Raw genomic sequence first — 17360 nt, forward strand, 5'->3', positions numbered from 1 at the left:
GGAGAATGTACCTTCCGTGGAAAAATGTGGCGCTGATCAGCGCTGGCCGTAGACGTTCTGGTAGCGGTCGTAGAGTGCGTCGACCGACGCGCGGGGGATGGGAAGCGGTTGTCCCAGTTGATATGACAGGTGCACCGATCGGGCCACGTCCTCGCACATGACCGCCGCTTTCACCGCAGATCGGGCCGACGAGCCCACCGCGAAGACGCCGTGGTTCTGCATGAGTATTGCCGGAGAGCGGCTGTCGGCGAGGGTGTCGACGATGCCGCGCCCGATCGAGTCGTCGCCGATCACGGCGAACGGACCCACCGGGATGTCGCCGCCGAATTCGTCGGCGCACATCGTGGTCACGACCGGAATGGGTTCTCCGCGCGCGGCCCACGCCACCGCGTAGGGCGAATGAGTGTGCACCACACCGTTGATGTGGTCGAGGTGCCGATAGACGTAGGCCTGCGCCTCGGTGTCCGAGGACGGCGCGTGGTCTCCTTCGACCACTCGACCGTGCAGATCGCACACCACCATGTTGCCCGGTGTCAGGTCGTCGTAGGAGACGCCGCTCGGCTTGATGACCATGAGGTCTCGACCGGGAACGCGCGCGGACACGTTGCCCGCCGTCCACACGACCAACCCGTAGCGCACCAATTCCGCGTGCAGTGCGCACACGTCCTTGCGAATCTCCTCGACGATCTCGCGAACATCGTCGACAACTGTCATTTCGCTTCCAGCTTCCTCGTCAGGGCTGCGCGACGCAGTGATCGCAGCCGGCGCATGGTCGGTACGTCCCGACCGAAGCGATCGTGCAGTTCCAGGTAGATCTCGTACAGCGAGTCGTATGCCTCCGAGCGGGACTCGTCCGGAACGAACGCACCGCGGCGAACCTTGCCCATCGATTTCGACGCCACCGGCACGTCCGGGTAGCAGCCTGCGGCCACTGCCGCGTGGATGGCGGAGCCCAATGCGGGGCCCTGTGCGGACGCGATGACGGACAACGGCATTCGTAGCACGTCGGCGTAGATCTGCATCAGCAGTGGGTTGCGGGCCAGACCTCCCGCCACGACGAATTCTTCGACGGGAACGCCGCTGTCGCGGAACGTCTCGACGATGACGCGGGTGCCGAATGCCGTTGCCTCGAGCAGTGCGCGGTAGGTGTCCTCGGGCCGCGTCGCAAGCGTCGATCCGATGACCAGGCCGGACAGTTCGTGATCGACCAGGATCGACCGATTGCCGCTGTGCCAGTCGAGCGCGACCAGACCGTGCTCGCCCACCTCTTGGGCCGACGCGAGCCGCGTCAGGTATTCGTGCACGGACTCGCCTGCGGCAGTTGCCGCTTCACTGTAGGACGCGGGAACTCCGGTGCGGGTGAACCACCCGAAGATGTCGCCGACCCCGCTCTGGCCCGCCTCGTACCCGTACGACCCCGCGACGATGCCGCCGTCGACGACGCCGCACATACCCGGAACGTCGTTCAACACGGTCGAACTCATGACGTGGCAGGTGGATGTTCCCATGATGGCGACCATGCGGCCCGATTCGACGGCACCCGCAGCCGGGGCCGTGACGTGCGCATCCACGTTTCCGACCGCGACGGCTATGCCCTCGGGCAATCCCGTCCATGCCGCGGCCTCGGCGGTCAACGTGCCTGCACGCGAGCCCAATTCGCCCAGTGGTTGGTCGAGCTTCTCGGCTACGAACCCACCGAACCCGGGCGCGAGCTCGGTGAGGAAATCGACGGAAGGGTACTTGCCGTCCTGATAGATGCCCTTGTATCCCGCGGTGCAGGCATTACGCACGTAGTTTCCGCACAGTTGCCAGACGATCCAGTCGGCCGCCTCGACCCACCGGTCCATGGCCTCGTAGATCTCGGCGTCCTCCTCGTGAATCTGCAGCGCCTTGGCGAATTCCCATTCCGAGGAGATCAAGCCGCCGTAGCGGGGGAGCCAGCTCTCACCGCGACGGGCGGCCAGTTCGTTGATCCGGTCGGCCTGTCCCTGCGCCGCATGGTGTTTCCACAGCTTGACGTATGCGTGTGGGCGATCGACGAACCGCGGGTCTTCGCTGAGCGGCGTGCCGTCCGCGTAGGTCGGCACCATGGTGCATGCGGTGAAGTCGGTCCCGATGCCCACCACCTGCTCCGGCGCGATGCCCGCGGCGGCCATCGCAGCGGGGACGGCGCGGCGTAGGACGTCGCGATAGTCGTCCGGCACCTGCAGAGCCCACGCGTCGGGAAGTCGCACGGTACTGCCGGGCAGGGTCTCCTCGAGTACGGCGTGGCTGTATTCGTGTACGGCAGATGCAATTTCGGCACCATCGGACACACGGACGACTACGGCACGGCCGGAGAGAGTGCCGTAGTCCACTCCTACCGTGTAGCGGTCATTGGACATGCGATTCTCCTTGTTGCGGTGCAACGGTTGTGGACGGTTTCGGTGCAGTGGTGCTGGACGATCGAACGACGAGTTCAGGATCGATGGACGCCTCGGGTGCGGCAGTGTTGTCCAGTGCCGCGCGCAGGACGTCGATTGCGCGTCTGCCGACTTCGGTGAAGTCCTGGCGGACCGTCGTCAGTGGTGGGATCAGGAAAGCAGCCTCGGGGATGTCGTCGAATCCGACGACGGCGAAGTCCTCGGGCACACGGCGGCCGCTCTCGTGGAAGGCGCGCAGCAAGCCGAGGGCCATCTGGTCGTTGGCGCAGAACGCGGCCGTGACGGTGTGGTCCTCGGCGAGGCGGAGCCCGTTCTCGTAGCCGCTGCGTGCGGACCAGTCGCCGCGGAGGACCGGTGTCCACGCCAGCCCGGCCTCGTCGAGCGCATCCTGCCACCCTTGTTCACGGCCGCGAGATTCGGTCCATCCCTGCGGGCCGGACAGATGCACGATGCGTTGGTGACCTGCCTCGATCAGGTGTCGGGTGGCCAACCGAGCGCCGCCGATCTGATCGATGCCCACGGTCCAGGTCGAGGTGGAGGGGTCACCTTCGACTACCACGACGGGAACGACGGACTCCTCGGATCGAGCCGCTGCCACAGCGTCGTCGGTGGCGGCGATCAACACGATGCCCTCGACGCCCTGGTCGTGCAGGTGATGCAGTGCGCCGACGAGTTCGTCGTGTGTCAGCGTTGCGAGACTGACTGCGCTGACGGAGAATCCGGCATCACGTGCCGCGCTCTGCACGGTGCGATGCGTGGTGCTCGGCCCCCAGAACCCGCCTTTGGAGCCGATGATTCCGATCGACGCGGAGCGTTTGGTGACCAGTGCCCTGGCGGCACGATTGGGACGATAGCCCAGTTGGTCGATGGCATTCTGTACCCGGTCGCGGGTTTCGGGGCGTAAGTTGTTCTGACCGTTGATGACCCGCGAGACCGTCTGATGGGATACCCCGGCCAATCGGGCGACGTCGGTCATGACCGGTGCCTTACCGTCGATCCCTGTGTTGGTCACCTCTTTCTCGCCGTCAGCAGACGTTGGGCGAGAACGAACACCAGGAGCAGCACTCCGATCGTGATTCGCGTCCACCACGAGCTCAGGGTTCCGTCGAAGGCGATGAAAGTCTGTATGGCACCGAGGATCAGGACTCCCACCAGCGAGCCGAGGACGTACCCGCGCCCGCCGGTGAGCAGCGTTCCGCCGATCACCACCGCGGCGATGGCGTCGAGCTCCATGCCGACGGCGTTGAGGCTGTAGCCCGACAGTGCGTAGAAGGAGAACAGTAGGCCGGCGAGCGCCGCGCAGAATCCGCTGATCGTGTAGACGCCGACTTTCACGGCCGCCACCTTGAGCCCCATCAGCAGCGCGGACGCCTCGTTGCCACCGATGCCGTAGACCGAACGTCCGAAACGAGTGCAGGCCAACACGTATGCAGCAATCGCCACCGTGGCCAGCGCGATCACCACGCTCCAGGTGATGGTGTAGCCGCCGGGAAGTTCGATGACGGCGAATGCGATCGAGGAGAACGTGTCGTCGGTGATCGGGATCGACTCGACACCGATCATGTAGCACAGGCCCCGGGCGAGGAACATCCCCGCGAGTGTGGCGACGAACGGCTGAATCTGCAGATAGTGGATGAGGGCACCCATGACGGTGCCGAGCACGGCACCGCACAGCAACACCACGGCCATGACCAGCAGCGGTGGCCAGCCCAATTGCAGTGTGCGCGCGGCGATCATCGTCGAGAGTGCGACGACGGACCCGACGGAGAGATCGATTCCGCCGGTGAGGATGACGAAGGTCATCCCTACCGCGAGGACCATGAGGAACGAGTTGTCGATCAGCAGTGACAGGAACACCTGTGGATCGGCGAAGCCGCTGTAGCGGAATTCGCCGAGTCCGAACAGACCGACGAACAGCGCGAACGTGGCGATGACCGGCAGAAACCGAGACGGTGGGGAGTACCGCTTCACGCGGTCCCAGGTCGAGGGCGCGGGGCCCGGTGCTGCCGCGGTAGTCGTGGGGGGAGCAGTCATGAGGTCGCTCACGGTCGTACCGCCTTGGTGGAGTCGGTGCGGAACCACGTCCGCAGTGATGCGCGGGCTCGTGGTGATTGCAACAGGCAGACCACGATGATGACGACCGCTTTGAACAGGTAGTTGGCCTCGGAGGGGATACCGACATTGGTGATGGTGCGCGTGAGTGTGCCGATGAGCAGGGCACCGACGACGGTGCCGGCGATGGAGAATCGACCACCGGTCAGAGCAGTACCGCCGATGACGACAGCGAGGATGGCGTCGAGCTCGATCCACTGGCCCAGACTGTTCGCGTTCACCGAGTTGGTGTTCGCAGCGATGATCAGACCGGCCATTCCCGAGCACACCGCGGCGAACACGTAGACCGTCCAAACAATCGTCCGCGACTGGACACCGGCCAATCTGCTTGCCTCCGGGTTGATTCCGACGGCTTCGACGAGCATCCCCAGTGCGGTCCGCCGGGTCAACAGTGCGGTTGCTGCCACGACCACGAGAGCGATGATCAGGGCCAGTGGAAGTCCGAGAAGCGTCCCCGACGCGAGCGTGCTGAAAGCCGGGTTGTTGACGGTCGTGATGTTTCCGTCGGTGATCAACATGGCCAGGCCACGACCGGCGACCATCAGAATGAGCGTCGCGATGATGGGTTGAATCCCGAAGACCGACACCAGAAGGCCGTTCCACAGACCCAGCAACAGACATGCTCCCAGTGCCCAGACAACAGCCATGATCATCGTCGTGGTGGCACCCTCGTCCGGGGCCGCGACGATGCGAGTACACGCCACGGCGGCAGCGATGACTGCCACCGCGCCGACGGAGAGGTCGATGCCGCGGGTCGCCACCACCAGCGTCATGCCGACGGCCACCAGAATGAGCGGTGCGGAGTTGCGTGCGATATCGACGATATTTCCGAACAGGCCACCGTTCTCGATTCGAATGTCGAGGAAGTCCGGTGTCACAACGACATTGACGACGATCAGAGCTATCAGAGCCAGCAGCGGCCAGACGACCGGCTGGGCGAGGGCGGCACGTGCGCGAGCGGGCGCGCCGGCCGATGGTTCGAGGGTTTCGGTCATGATGCGACATTCCTGTCGGTGGTCGAAGTGGCGGCCGCGACGGGTTCGTCGGTGCGCACCCCGGCTGCGATGGTGGCGAGCACGTCGCCGACCGACACACCGTCGTTGATTCGTTCGTCGATCTTGCGGTGATCTCGCATGACCACGATGCGGTCACTGAGGCGCAGGATCTCTTCGAGCTCGGCGGAGATGAACACCACCGACATTCCGCGCGCGGCCAGATCGGCCACCAGGGTTTGGATCTGCGCTTTGGCACCGATGTCGATTCCGCGTGTCGGTTCGTCCAGAATCAGAAGTTCGGGTTCGGTGATGAGCCAGCGGGCGAGGAGAACCTTCTGTTGGTTGCCGCCGGACAGGTTGCGCATCAACGCGTTCGGATCGGCGGGCCTGATGTCGAGTGCAGAGATGTACTCCTTGACGAGCTTGGTGCGGGTGGCACGAGGGATGGGACGAAGCCATCCACGCTTGGCCTGCAGCGCGAGCAGCATGTTGTCGGCCACCGTCAGATCGGCCACCACACCGTCGGCCTTGCGATCCTCGCTGGTGAGGGCGATGCGCTGATCGGCGGCCTGGCGTGGACTGCGAATGCGGTGCTTGGTCGCATGCACTTCGATCGATCCCGAGTCCGATCGATCGGCTCCACCGAGCAGGCGAGCAAGCTCGGTACGGCCGGACCCGAGCAGACCTGCGATGCCGACGACCTGTCCCGCATGCAGACGCAGATCGGTTGCTTCCAGTGCGCCCTTGCGTCCAATGCCCAACACCTCCACGACGGGCGTCTGTTCGTCGGAAACCATCACCGGCTCGCGGCTGTCGAGTTCGCGCAAGGTGTCCAGTTCTCGCCCGATCATCAACTCGACCAACTCGAACTGCGGAGTGTCGGCGACCAGGCGCTCGGAGACGAGCTTTCCGTTGCGCAGGATCGTCATTCGGTCGGAGATCCGGTAGATCTGGTCGAGGAAGTGTGACACGAAGACGATCGAGGTTCCGTCTTCCCGCAGCCGCTCGATGACGGAGTACAGGGTTTCGACCTCGTCCTTGTCCAGACTCGAGGTCGGCTCGTCCAGGATGAGGACGCGGGCGTCGACATCGACTGCACGGGCGATGGCGACGAGCTGTTGCACGGCGATCGGATGGTCCCCGAGGACCGACGACGGCTCGATGTCGAGCCCCAGCCGGTCGAGAGTCGTTCTGGCACGGCGGTTCATCGCTCGCGTGTCGATACCGCCGATGACCCCCAACAGCTTTCCGGGTAGGCGTCGGGGCTCGCGGCCCAGGAGCATGTTCTCTGCGACAGTCAGATTCGGAAGTAGGTTCACTTCCTGATAGACGGTGCTGATACCTGCAGCCTGGGCCGCGCTGGGAGTGGCGAACTCGTGGACGGTTCCGTCGATCGTGACGGTTCCGCTGTCGATCGAGTAGACCCCGGTCAGTGCCTTGATCAACGTCGACTTACCGGCACCGTTCTCACCCATCAACGAATGCACCTCGCCGGGGAAGAGCCGCAACGACACCCCGTCGAGGGCTCGGACGGCACCGAAGGTGATCGAGATGTCTTTCATCTCCACGAGTGGAGTCGGCTCTGTGCTGGGGATCGGCTCCGCGGTGGGAACGGTGTCGGTATGCATGCGTCGACTTTCAGTACTGGCGGTCGGCGAGTACTGCTGCCGCCTGGTCGGGCGTGAAGGTGGTCTCCTCGGTGACGACCCTCTTGGGAACGTCCTCGCCCTTGACGACCTTGTCCGTGAGCTCCATCAGCTGCGGTCCGAGAAGTGGGTTGCACTCGACGATGAAGTCGATCTTCTTGTCCGCCAGTGCTTGCATTCCGTCCTTGACGGCGTCGACGGTGATGATCTTGATGTCTTTTCCGGGTACCAGCCCGGCTGCTTCGATGGCTTGGATTGCGCCCAGGCCCATGTCGTCGTTCTGGGCGAAGACGACGTCGATCTGGCCTCGATTGGAGTTGAGGAACGACTCCATCACCTGCTTGCCGCCGTCACGAGTGAAATCGCCGGTCTGCGACGCGGTGATCGCGATGTTCGACTGGCCGCCGATGGCGTCGCGGAATCCCTCGGCCCGGTCGATGGCGGGAGCGGCTCCGGTGGTTCCCTGCAGCTCGACCACGTTGATCTTGCCGTCGCCGGTGGTGTCCGCAGTGGCGCTGTTCTGCACCAGCCAATCGCCTGCCTTCTTGCCCTCCTCGACGAAATCGGAGCCGAGGAACGTGGCATACAGCGAATCGTCGGTGGTGTCGACGGAGCGGTCGGTGAGGATCACCGGGATGTTCGCGCGCTTGGCTTCCTGGAGGACCGGCTCCCATCCCGTCTCGACGACGGGGCTGAAAGCGATGACGTCGACCTTCTGCTGGATGTAGGTGCGAATCGCCTTGATCTGGTTTTCCTGCTTCTGCTGCGCGTCGGAGAACTTCAACTCCATGCCGGCAGCGCTGGCCGCGTCCTGGATGGAGGTGGTGTTGGCCGTGCGCCATCCGCTCTCGGCACCGACCTGGGAAAAGCCCAGCACCGTTGCGCCGTCACCGCCGCCGGACGCGTCGCCGCCGCCTCCGCTACTGCACGCACTCAGGACGATCGCACCACTCAGAATGAGCGCGCTCGCCGCAAAAATTGTCTTCGACGCCATGGTGATCTCCTCAATGTCGCCACTCCACTGTGACGTGTGCAACACAGTGTGAGCGTTAACATCGGGCCGCGTCAAGACTTGAAACGTTTGAATTCCAAAAATTTGTGAGCGTTCACTCAAGCGTGAACTGCAGAAAATCTCCACTCGATCACGGACCGGTACGTCTGGCCCGGTCGCAGCACCGCAGAGGGAAAGTTCGGGTGATTCGGTGAATCGGGGAACAGCTGGGGTTCGAGTGCGATGCCGTCGCCTTGGCGCAGCATCGAGCCGCGTCGGGACACATCGCTGCCGTTCAGGAAGTTGCCTGTGTACACCTGCACGCCGGGCTGATCGGTCCACAATTCCAGTGTCGTTCGACTGCGCTCGGAGCTCAGGATTGCCGCACGCCGAAGCCCCGTACCGTCGACGACGAAGTTGTGGTCGACACCGCGGGCGGTCCGCAGCTGCGGATGAGTGGCTCGGGCCAGGTCTCCGACCCGTCCGGGCCTGCGCAGATCCAGCGCGGTGCCGTCGACGGAATCGACGGCACCGGTCGGGATTCCCTCGGTGTCGACCGGGGTGTACGTCGAGGCGAACACCTGCAGGGTGTGATCGTCGATGCCGTGTCCGTAGAGATCGAAATAAGCGTGCGAGGTCAAGTTCACCACCGTCGGCGCGGTGGTCGTCGCCGTCGACTCCAACCGCACGCGATCGGTCGTGACGGAGAAATGGGCCCGCGCACGGACTTCACCCGGGTAGCCCTGATCACCGTCGGGGCTGATCAACTCGAACTCGACCGAATCCGGTGATCGCCCGATCACCGTCCAGGGTCGTGAGTCGAAGCCGTCGGTTCCGCCGTGCAGGTGGTTGGTGCCGTCGTTGATCGTCAGTTGCACCGCTTGTCCGTCGATCTCGAACCGGCCGTCCTTGATCCGGTTGGCGTACCGGCCGACGGTGGAGCCGAAATAGGCGGTGGACGAACGAAGCTCGCGCTCGCCCGCCACGCCGACGAGAACGTCGCGGCGCTCGCCGTCTCCTCCGGTCACCGACATTCGTTGCATGGTCGCGCCGTAGGGGAGTACCTCCACCTCCACCCCGGGCGAACGTCCGATGGTGATGGTCTCGTTGTGAGCGTCGTCGGTGGGCACCGGTCGACGATAGCTCCGTGGAGTGAGATCGGCCCCCGGATTGCTTCGTGCGGCGGGCGACACACCGTGTATTCGCAGGTGCGCATACTATGGTGTGATGCAGGCCACTTCACTGCGTATCGACTGGCTCGATGAGATGAAAACAGTTGGTGCGCAGGGGAGCTCGGTCTGTCGATCGCAGCCGGACACCGTCGAACAGGAGAAATCGTGGCAGACAACAGAGCAGTGACGTACGCCGGACCAGGCAAAGTCGAGGTTCAGGACATCGCATTTCCGGGCCTGGAATTGACCGATGGCCCCGGCGTGAATCCGGCCAATGTCGGCCGTAAATGCGAACACGGCGTGATCCTGAAGGTCGTCTCGACCAACATCTGCGGCAGCGACCAGCACATGGTCCGTGGACGCACGACGGCACCCGAGGGTCTGGTGTTGGGGCACGAGATCACCGGCGAGATCGTCGAGGTCGGGCGAGACGTCGAATTTCTGAAGGTCGGCGACATCTGCTCCGTTCCGTTCAACATCGCCTGCGGACGGTGCCGAAACTGTAAGGAGCGCAAGACCGGTATCTGCCTCAACGTCAACCCGGATCGACCTGGCTCTGCGTTCGGTTACGTGGACATGGGCGGTTGGGTGGGTGGGCAGGCCGAATACGTCATGGCACCGTATGCGGACTTCAATCTGCTGAAGTTCCCGGACCGGGATCAGGCGATGGAGAAGATCCTGGACCTGACCATGCTCTCCGACATCTTCCCGACCGGATATCACGGCGCGGTCACCGCGGGCGTGAAACCCGGTGCGACGGTGTACATCGCGGGTGCGGGCCCGGTCGGTCTGGCGGCCGCAGTCGGCGCACAATTGCTGGGCGCATCGGTGGTGATCGTCGGCGACATGAACGCCGACAGGCTGGCACAGGCGCGAACGTTCGGTTGCGAGACCGTCGACGTGGGCAAGGGCGCGCCGCAGGATCAGATCGAACAGATCCTCGGTGTCCCGGAGGTCGACGCTGCGGTGGACGCGGTGGGATTCGAGGCCCGCGGGCACGGCGGAGACTCGTCCCACGAGGCACCTGCCACGGTGCTCAATTCGCTCATGGACATCACCACGGCGGGCGGTGGCATCGGAATTCCCGGGCTCTACGTCACCGGCGATCCGGGCGGCGTGGACGAGGCCGCACAGCGTGGCGCTCTCTCGCTCAGCCTCGGCACCGGTTGGGCGAAGTCGCTCTCGTTCGCCACCGGGCAGTGCCCGGTGATGAGCTATCACCGGGAACTGATGAATGCCATTCTCAAAGAACGAGTGTCGATTGCGAAGGCGGTGAACGCAACGGTCATCACTCTCGACGACGCACCGCGCGGCTACCGTGAATTCGACAGCGGAGTCGCACAGAAATTCGTCATCGACCCGCACGGCATGATCGCGAGCTGACAGTTTTCGGCCCAGCACTCGTTCGAGCCACCGCCTCGGAACGCGAGGGTGGCTCGAACGACTGCTGCGCCGAGTCCGGCAGCCGTTCGAGCCACCTATGCTTGGATGATGTTCCTACTCTTCGGCTTCGGCAGCAAGCGCAAACACGTCGGCCCTGGCGCAACGCGAAACTGCCCGCGGTGCCACAACACGACCCAGTGGGCGAGAATGAAGCAATACCAGCAATTCACGCTGTTCTTCGTCCCGGTTGCGCGGTGGAAACGCGTCGAGTTCGAGGAATGCGGAATCTGTGGGGCCGGGGTGTCGATCTGAACGGGCTCGCGCGCCCGTGACGGTGCGGGCGCGCGAACCATCCGGCAGACCGTCGCTCACGCAGGAGCCAGCACCACCACCGAATTGTGTCCTCCCATTCCCAGTGAGGATTTCATCGTCAGACCTGGCTCGGCCGCGGTGAATCCGTCGAGCAACAGCGGGTGTCCGTCGGAGACCTGTGGGGCCGCAGGAACCAGTCCGCGATCGAATCCCATGACGGCAGAGATGGTTTCGACGGCCGACGCCGCGCCTTGGCAATGCCCGGTGAGCGGCTTCACCGAATACACCTGCGCGTGTGAGCCGAGCACCGTCTCCAGCATCTCCGTTTCCGCGGCATCGCACTGAGCGGTGCCTGGCCCGTGCGCATTGAGGTAGCGCACCTGGCACGCCGTGGCACCGGCGTCCGTCAAGGCGGCTTCGAAGCAGTCCCGTACCTGTGTCAGGGCCGGGTCGATGGACGTCGCGTGGAACGCGTCGTGAGTCATCGAACCGCCCAGTACCCGCGCGTACGCAGCATCGCTACGGTTGGTGAGTACGAAAGCTGTTGCTGCTTCGCCCATTCCGAACCCACGACTACCTTCCTGGAACGGTCGGCAGCCCTCCTGAGGTTCCACGTCGACCACCCCGACGCCGAGCGCGACGAAATGGTCGATGTTCTCCGGCGTCAGAGACAGGTCGGTGGCGACGAAGACGACGTCGTCGACGAAGCCGGTGTCGAGCCACATCTTGGCGGTGAGAAGGCCGGCGTTGCCCGACGCGCACATGGCCGAGACGTTCATCGCCGGGCCGTGAAATCCGTGCTCCTGCATGAGCAGTGATACCGGGGTCGACGGCATCAGCGTCAGGTAGTCGCGCACCCGCCGCACACCGCCGTCCTCCAGATAGAAGTTGCGCCACTCGTCCACTTCACCCAGGACGACCGCATGCACCAGACCGACCCGCCGACCGGGCCGCCAGCCCCGAGCGAGTGCGTCGTCGATGGCCTCGCGTGCGGCGCCGCGCAGTGCGCGGCCGAAGCGGCTGGTGCCGTCGTCGGTCTGTCCGCCGTCGGGCACTTTGGCAAGCCACACCGGGTTGCGGCCCGGGTGTGACCGGTTGTGGTGCAAGGTGGCGGCAGCCTTACCGCTGGCCAGACCGGTCCACAATGCGGCCGTACCCCAGCCGTAGCCGGACACTGCGCCGATCCCACTGATGTCGATGCCGTGAGATGTCATGATCGATTCCCGTTCCTTCTCGAGTTGTATGAGCCGTTTTCGGCTGGTTCCTCGATTTAGCCCCGCAAACAAGCACTGGGTCCAGTCGGAAAACGGACATAAGCATCGAACCGTGCAGAAGATTCCGGCTCGGCACACAGAAGTGGTTGAATCGAGTGTCGACAGACCGCCTACGAACGCGAGGACCGCAGATGGCCCCAGGGGAGCGCGACGTCGTCGGCGACCCCGAAGCCGATCCCGGGTCGCCCGGTCTCGCAGATCGTTATCGGGTTCTGATCGAACACTCGCCCGACGCGATCGTCGTCCACCGGCGAGGCAACCTTGTCTACGTCAACCCTGCGGGGCTCCGGTATCTGCGCGCCGACAGTCTCGGCGCGGTGGTGGGCCGTCCGATCACCGACTTCATCGCGGCCGCGTCGATCGGGCCGATGCTCGAGCGCATCGCCGCCCTGGACGTGCACGGAACCGCCAGTTCGGCCTCCGAGGCGGAGGTACTCGCCCTCGATGGATCGACTCTGACCATGGAGGCGGTCTCGGTCCGCACGGTGTGGAACGGAGAACCTGCATTTCAGGTCATCCTTCGCGACCTCACCGAACACAAGGCCGCACAGAAGGCGCTGCACTATCAAGCCGCGTTGGTCGAGCACGTCAGCGACGCCATCGTGGGGGTGTCCTCCGACGGGGTCGTGTCCAGTTGGAATCCTGCCGCGGAGTCGGTCTACGGACGGCGCGCAGCAGATGTGCTCGGCCTCTCCGTATCGAATGCGGTGGGGGTGCCCTGCGACCCGGTGGCCATTCTCGCGGCCGGCGGCCGGCTGTGGGACTCGCATCTGCGCGCGGACGGGACGGCGTTGGCGATGGTGGTCTCCGCGGCCCAGATGCCCGACGGGTGGGTGTTGGTCTGCGCCGACCAGAGTGCCGTCCGCCGGGCCGAGGAGCATTACACCGCCGTGGTGGAATCGCTGGAGGCAGGTGTCGTCGTACTCGACCACGCCGGTCGCATCACGTCGGCGAACCTCGCGGCGAAGACGATCCTCGACATCCAGGTGGGATCGGCGACGACGGGACAGTCCGCTGTGCTGCCGTTCCGGGTGTACGGCACCGATCAGCAACCCATTCGGCGACTCGAACACCCCGTGGCCGTCACGGGCAGAACCGGGAAGCCGAGCCAATCGGTGATCGGAGTCGAACGCCGTCGGGACGGACGACATTTCTGGCTGTCTCTGACCGCGACCATGCTCAACTTCGGCGGCCCGTCACCCTCGATCGTGGCAACGTTCGTCGACGTCACCGATGCCTATCGGACGAGCATGAAGCTCGAACACGCGGCAACACACGACGACCTCACCGGGCTTCCCAATCGCCCGCTGATTCTGGCGCGGCTCGACCAGGAGCTGTCCCGGTCGAGTCGGGAGGATGCCATGGCGGTGTTGTTCATCGACCTCGACAACTTCAAGACCATCAACGACCTGCACGGACATACGGTCGGTGATGCCGTACTCGGTATCGTGGCCGCGCGGTTGACGCGGGCTCTGCCCGACGACGCATTCGTCGGACGCATCGGCGGTGACGAATTCGTGGCTGTGGTGCCGTGCTGTGTGGGGTCGGAGGCGGACGACGTCCGGGCGGAACTCGCAACCCCGATCACGACGGCAGACCGAGAACTGACGGTGACCGCCAGTATCGGCTGCGTGACCGTCGGCAGTGGTGATTCTCGCACTGCCTTGGACATTCTCGACGATGCCGACCACGAGATGTATCAGGCCAAGCCGGTGTCTCAGTACTCGGCACAGTCGTAGGGTTCGGTAACGAACAGGCACGACTGTGCACTGTTGTTACTCGTGGGGCTCGTGCGTCGTACATACTTCAGCGGTGATCAGGCCCCTGCGCAAGCACACCCTCGCCATTCCCATGACGCTCGCCGCCGCCGTCGGGCTGTTGTTCGGCGCAGCGGGGTCGGGTAGCGCTGCGCCTGCGGTCACGTACACCATGGTGGCCTTCAGTAACGACAGCGATCGCAACATGGACGTGTACCAGTCCAGCAACGGAACGGACTTCACCACGGTCGAGACCGCCGCGTACACGCCGCCCTCCGGTGTGGTTCGTGACTCCAGCATCTTTCGAGCCGCCGACGGTATGTACTACGTGACATATACGACGGGCGGCGGCGCGGAAATCGGCTTTGCGCGCAGCGCAAATCGGGTGGATTGGGAATTCTTGCAGAACCTTCCGATCCCGTTCTGCTGCCTGCTGCTGCCCGGGACCGGGGCGGGTACCGGCTCGGCGGGGTCCTCGGAACTCCCGTCTCTGTCCCCGTTCACCACCAAGGCGTGGGCACCGGAGTGGTTCGTCGAGGGCGACCGCGTCAGCATCATCGTGTCGTTGTCTGCCGGCGGAGGGTTCGTGCCGTATCTCATGACGGCGACCGATCCCGGCCTGACGACGTGGAGCTCGCCGGTTCCGTTGGTGGGAATCATCAACGACCACATCGACACCACGGTGGTGAAGGCCGGGTCGACCTACCACGCCTTCACCAAAGGTGAGAGCAACAAGGTCATCGAACACTGGATCGCGCCCGCTCTGGGTGGTCCCTACGTTCGGGACCTCACCTTCCGCGATTTCGGCCCGTTGAAGGAAGGGCCCGCCGTCGTCGAGTTGCCCGACGGTACCTGGCGGTTGTACTACGACGACTACACGAACCAGAAGTACTTCTACTCCGACAGCGCCGACCTGAACGGCTGGTCCGCACCTCAGGAGCTTCCGGCGCTGTCCGGAATCGTTCGCCACATCGGCATCATGAGAGAAGCTGCTTAGCAACAGCTTCTGCGGTCAGCCCGCCGACAATGCTCGGAGGCCGGCCGCGATGAATTCTCCAGTTGCTTCGGCGGCGTTGCGTGCTCCGGCACCGGTATCGGAGCCCGACAGTGCGCGGTGGGTGATGCCCTCACCGATCACACCGAGCTTGAAGTTGGCCAACGCCACGTAGAAGCCCCAGTTGTCCATCTCACGGCCCGATCGAACGGCGTACTGCTGCACCAGATCCGCCGCCGATGGGTAGCGGTCGCTCGTCCAGGCTGCGTCGGCACCGAGAACGGCATCGAACACGGGTTGCCGGTACACGCACATCAGCGCCACATCGGTCAACGGATCGCCGAGTGTGGACATCTCCCAGTCCACCACGGCTGCAACAGAACTTACGTCCTGGGCATCGAGAATCGTGTTGTCGACCCGGAAATCGCCGTGCACGATGGACGCCGCCGATCGGGTGGGCACCGCGGCTTCGAGGGCGCGGTGAAGTCGGTCGACGTCGGGTAGTTCCCGTGTCTTCACCGTCTGCCACTGACGCGCCCACGTGGCTACCTGTCGAGCAACGAAACCGTCGGGGCGACCGAACTTTTCGAGACCCACGGCCGCAGGATCGACGGCATGCAGCTCGGCGAGCACTCGCACCAATTCGGCGGCGTTGTCGGCGACCTGCTCGTCGGTCAGATCGCGCAGATCCTCGCGTGTGCGCACGACGCGCCCGGGAACGAAACGGACCACCGTCATCGGAGCACCGAGTACGGCACCTTCTCGGTCGAAGGCCACGGTCTCGGCCACCGGCACCGCGGTGGACGCGAGCGCGTCGGTCACAGCCCACTCCCTGGCCATGTCGTGCGCCGACGGGGTCAGGCCACTGGTCGGGGGCCGACGAACCACCCACGTCGAGGTGTCGTCGTACACCTTGTACGTCAGATTGGAGCGACCGCCGCTGATCATCTCGACCGTCAGCTCACCGTCGACATCGATGCCCTCGGCACGCAGGAATCGTTCCAGAGCAACGCGGTTCATGCCCGGTAGGTCACTCATGACTGCTCCTGTGCGGCGCGCTTCGCTGCCCCGACCGCTCGTTTTGCGATGGCCCAGCGATGCACTTCCGACGGGCCGTCGTAGACCCGGAACGGACGTACTTCGCGCGAAAGCCGTGCCAGTGGCAGGTCGTCCGATACCCCGAGCCCGCCGCACATCTGGATGCTGCGGTCCACGATGCGAAAGATGGCCTCGGCTGCGAACGTCTTGGCGATGGAGGTTTCGTTGCTCGCGTGGCCGCCGCGATCCAGCTCGAAGCAGGCCTTGATCAACAGGGCACGGGATGCGGCGATGTCGATCTCGTTGTCGGCGACCATCTTCTGGATCATGCCGAGATCGCCGAGCTTGCCGCCGAACCCTTCGCGCTTAGCCACCTGGGCGACGGCGATGTCGTGCGCCCGTCTGGAGGCTCCGAGCCACCGCATCACGTGGGTCATACGGGCGGGCCCCAATCGCACCTGGGCGTAGGCGAAGCCCTCGTCGACGGCCCCGAGAACGTTCTCGTCGGGCACGAAGACGTTCTCGAAGAACACCTCGCAGTGCCCGCCGATCATGGCTTTGTCCAGGGTGCCGATATGACGGCCGACCGTGATGCCCGGTGTGTCGGCCGGGGCGAGGAACATCGTGGCTCCGCCTCGGTCACCCGGCTTTCCGGATGTACGGGCCATGATGATGAAGAACCCTGCGCCGTCGGCTCCGGTGATGAACCACTTGTGTCCGTTGATCTTCCATCCGCCGTCGGTCCGTTCGGCCGCAGTGGTGAGGGCCGAGGGATCGGAGCCGGCACCCGGTGCCGGCTCGGTCATCGCGAATGCAGATCGTTGATCGCCGCGGGCGAGAGGGGCGAGGAATTGATCCTTCTGTGCCGGCGATGCGATGTGCGCCAGCATGTGGACGTTGCCCTCGTCGGGTGCACCGAGATTGAGTGCGATGGGGCCGAACAGGGAGTAGCCCGCTTCCTCGAACACCGGTGCGCGGTCGCTCATCGACAGACCGTGCCCGCCGTATTCGACGGGTGCGTGCGGTGCGAACACGCCCGCTTCCTTGGCTGCGGACTGCATCTCGACCCGGAGGCCGTCGCCGCCTGCGTCGGCGATATTGCCCAGAAACCGATCCTCGATCGGGAGCACGTATTCGCGAGTGAACGTCCGCGTTCGGTCGATCAGCTTCTCGACGTCTGCGTCGAAGGTGAGGTCGATGGCCATTCTGCACTCCCTGGTCGATACCGACCGAACACTCGCTCGGTCCCTTGAAGACTGGCAT

Annotated in this window: 15 protein-coding genes; 4 read left to right on the forward strand and 11 right to left on the reverse strand. The window is 64.6% G+C overall.

Translation table 11 applies throughout. From position 1 onward, the window contains the following. Positions 1 to 36 precede the first annotated feature (36 nt). From RFA01S_RS25380 to RFA01S_RS25415, 8 genes are all read right to left on the reverse strand, one after another. Positions 37 to 714: an L-ribulose-5-phosphate 4-epimerase gene (locus RFA01S_RS25380; RefSeq protein WP_032408128.1), complete on the reverse strand. Its 678-nt coding sequence runs from the start codon at positions 712 to 714 to the stop codon at positions 37 to 39. After that, positions 711 to 2384: a ribulokinase gene (gene araB, locus RFA01S_RS25385; RefSeq protein ID WP_032408127.1), complete on the reverse strand. Its 1674-nt coding sequence runs from the start codon at positions 2382 to 2384 to the stop codon at positions 711 to 713. The genes RFA01S_RS25380 and araB overlap by 4 nt, the downstream gene beginning before the upstream one ends. After that, a complete protein-coding gene (locus tag RFA01S_RS25390) occupies positions 2374 to 3435 on the reverse strand; it encodes a LacI family DNA-binding transcriptional regulator (RefSeq protein WP_238325166.1) in 1062 nt (353 codons plus the stop codon). Before RFA01S_RS25390 ends, araB begins: the two co-directional genes overlap by 11 nt. Then, entirely contained in the window at positions 3432 to 4457 is a 1026-nt protein-coding gene (gene yjfF / locus RFA01S_RS25395) for a galactofuranose ABC transporter, permease protein YjfF (protein ID WP_081371420.1), read from the reverse strand. Before yjfF ends, RFA01S_RS25390 begins: the two co-directional genes overlap by 4 nt. Before the next feature lie 8 nt (positions 4458 to 4465). Continuing rightward, a complete protein-coding gene (locus RFA01S_RS25400; protein ID WP_080729054.1) occupies positions 4466 to 5530 on the reverse strand; it encodes an ABC transporter permease in 1065 nt (354 codons plus the stop codon). Further along, positions 5527 to 7158: a sugar ABC transporter ATP-binding protein gene (locus RFA01S_RS25405; RefSeq protein WP_052060864.1), complete on the reverse strand. Its 1632-nt coding sequence runs from the start codon at positions 7156 to 7158 to the stop codon at positions 5527 to 5529. The genes RFA01S_RS25400 and RFA01S_RS25405 overlap by 4 nt, the downstream gene beginning before the upstream one ends. A gap of 10 nt (positions 7159 to 7168) precedes the next feature. Then, a complete protein-coding gene (locus RFA01S_RS25410; protein WP_032368885.1) occupies positions 7169 to 8170 on the reverse strand; it encodes an ABC transporter substrate-binding protein in 1002 nt (333 codons plus the stop codon). Positions 8171 to 8286: 116 nt separating this feature from the next. After that, entirely contained in the window at positions 8287 to 9297 is a 1011-nt protein-coding gene (locus tag RFA01S_RS25415) for an aldose epimerase family protein (RefSeq protein ID WP_051365070.1), read from the reverse strand. 207 nt (positions 9298 to 9504) lie between these two features. On the opposite strand from RFA01S_RS25415, the gene fdhA reads away from it, so the two are divergent. Together fdhA and RFA01S_RS25425 are read left to right on the forward strand one after the other, a co-directional pair. Continuing rightward, entirely contained in the window at positions 9505 to 10722 is a 1218-nt protein-coding gene (gene fdhA / locus RFA01S_RS25420) for a formaldehyde dehydrogenase, glutathione-independent (RefSeq protein WP_027496167.1), read from the forward strand. Positions 10723 to 10830: 108 nt separating this feature from the next. Further along, positions 10831 to 11034, forward strand: coding sequence for a zinc-ribbon domain-containing protein (locus RFA01S_RS25425; protein WP_027496168.1), 204 nt, complete (start codon positions 10831 to 10833; stop codon positions 11032 to 11034). Between the two features lie 56 nt (positions 11035 to 11090). On the opposite strand, the gene RFA01S_RS25430 is transcribed toward RFA01S_RS25425, so the two are convergent. Then, positions 11091 to 12248: a beta-ketoacyl synthase N-terminal-like domain-containing protein gene (locus RFA01S_RS25430; protein WP_032401216.1), complete on the reverse strand. Its 1158-nt coding sequence runs from the start codon at positions 12246 to 12248 to the stop codon at positions 11091 to 11093. A gap of 191 nt (positions 12249 to 12439) precedes the next feature. Between RFA01S_RS25430 and RFA01S_RS25435 the strand changes: the two genes are divergently transcribed. Both RFA01S_RS25435 and RFA01S_RS25440 read left to right on the forward strand, forming a co-directional pair. After that, positions 12440 to 14047, forward strand: coding sequence for a diguanylate cyclase domain-containing protein (locus RFA01S_RS25435; protein ID WP_032408124.1), 1608 nt, complete (start codon positions 12440 to 12442; stop codon positions 14045 to 14047). Positions 14048 to 14159: 112 nt separating this feature from the next. Beyond that, complete coding sequence (locus tag RFA01S_RS25440) at positions 14160 to 15062, forward strand: glycoside hydrolase family protein (protein ID WP_032408203.1); 903 nt, start codon at positions 14160 to 14162, stop codon at positions 15060 to 15062. Positions 15063 to 15077: 15 nt separating this feature from the next. On the opposite strand, the gene RFA01S_RS25445 is transcribed toward RFA01S_RS25440, so the two are convergent. Together RFA01S_RS25445 and RFA01S_RS25450 are read right to left on the reverse strand one after the other, a co-directional pair. Beyond that, positions 15078 to 16097 carry a phosphotransferase family protein gene (locus tag RFA01S_RS25445; RefSeq protein ID WP_032408123.1) on the reverse strand — a complete coding sequence of 340 codons (1020 nt, stop codon included), beginning with the start codon at positions 16095 to 16097 and terminating at the stop codon, positions 15078 to 15080. After that, positions 16094 to 17302 carry an acyl-CoA dehydrogenase family protein gene (locus tag RFA01S_RS25450; protein WP_032364698.1) on the reverse strand — a complete coding sequence of 403 codons (1209 nt, stop codon included), beginning with the start codon at positions 17300 to 17302 and terminating at the stop codon, positions 16094 to 16096. The genes RFA01S_RS25445 and RFA01S_RS25450 overlap by 4 nt, the downstream gene beginning before the upstream one ends. Between the last annotated feature and the right edge of the window lie 58 nt (positions 17303 to 17360).

It is taken from the genome of Rhodococcoides fascians NBRC 12155 = LMG 3623 (assembly GCF_001894785.1).
Classification (GTDB): domain Bacteria; phylum Actinomycetota; class Actinomycetes; order Mycobacteriales; family Mycobacteriaceae; genus Rhodococcoides; species Rhodococcoides fascians.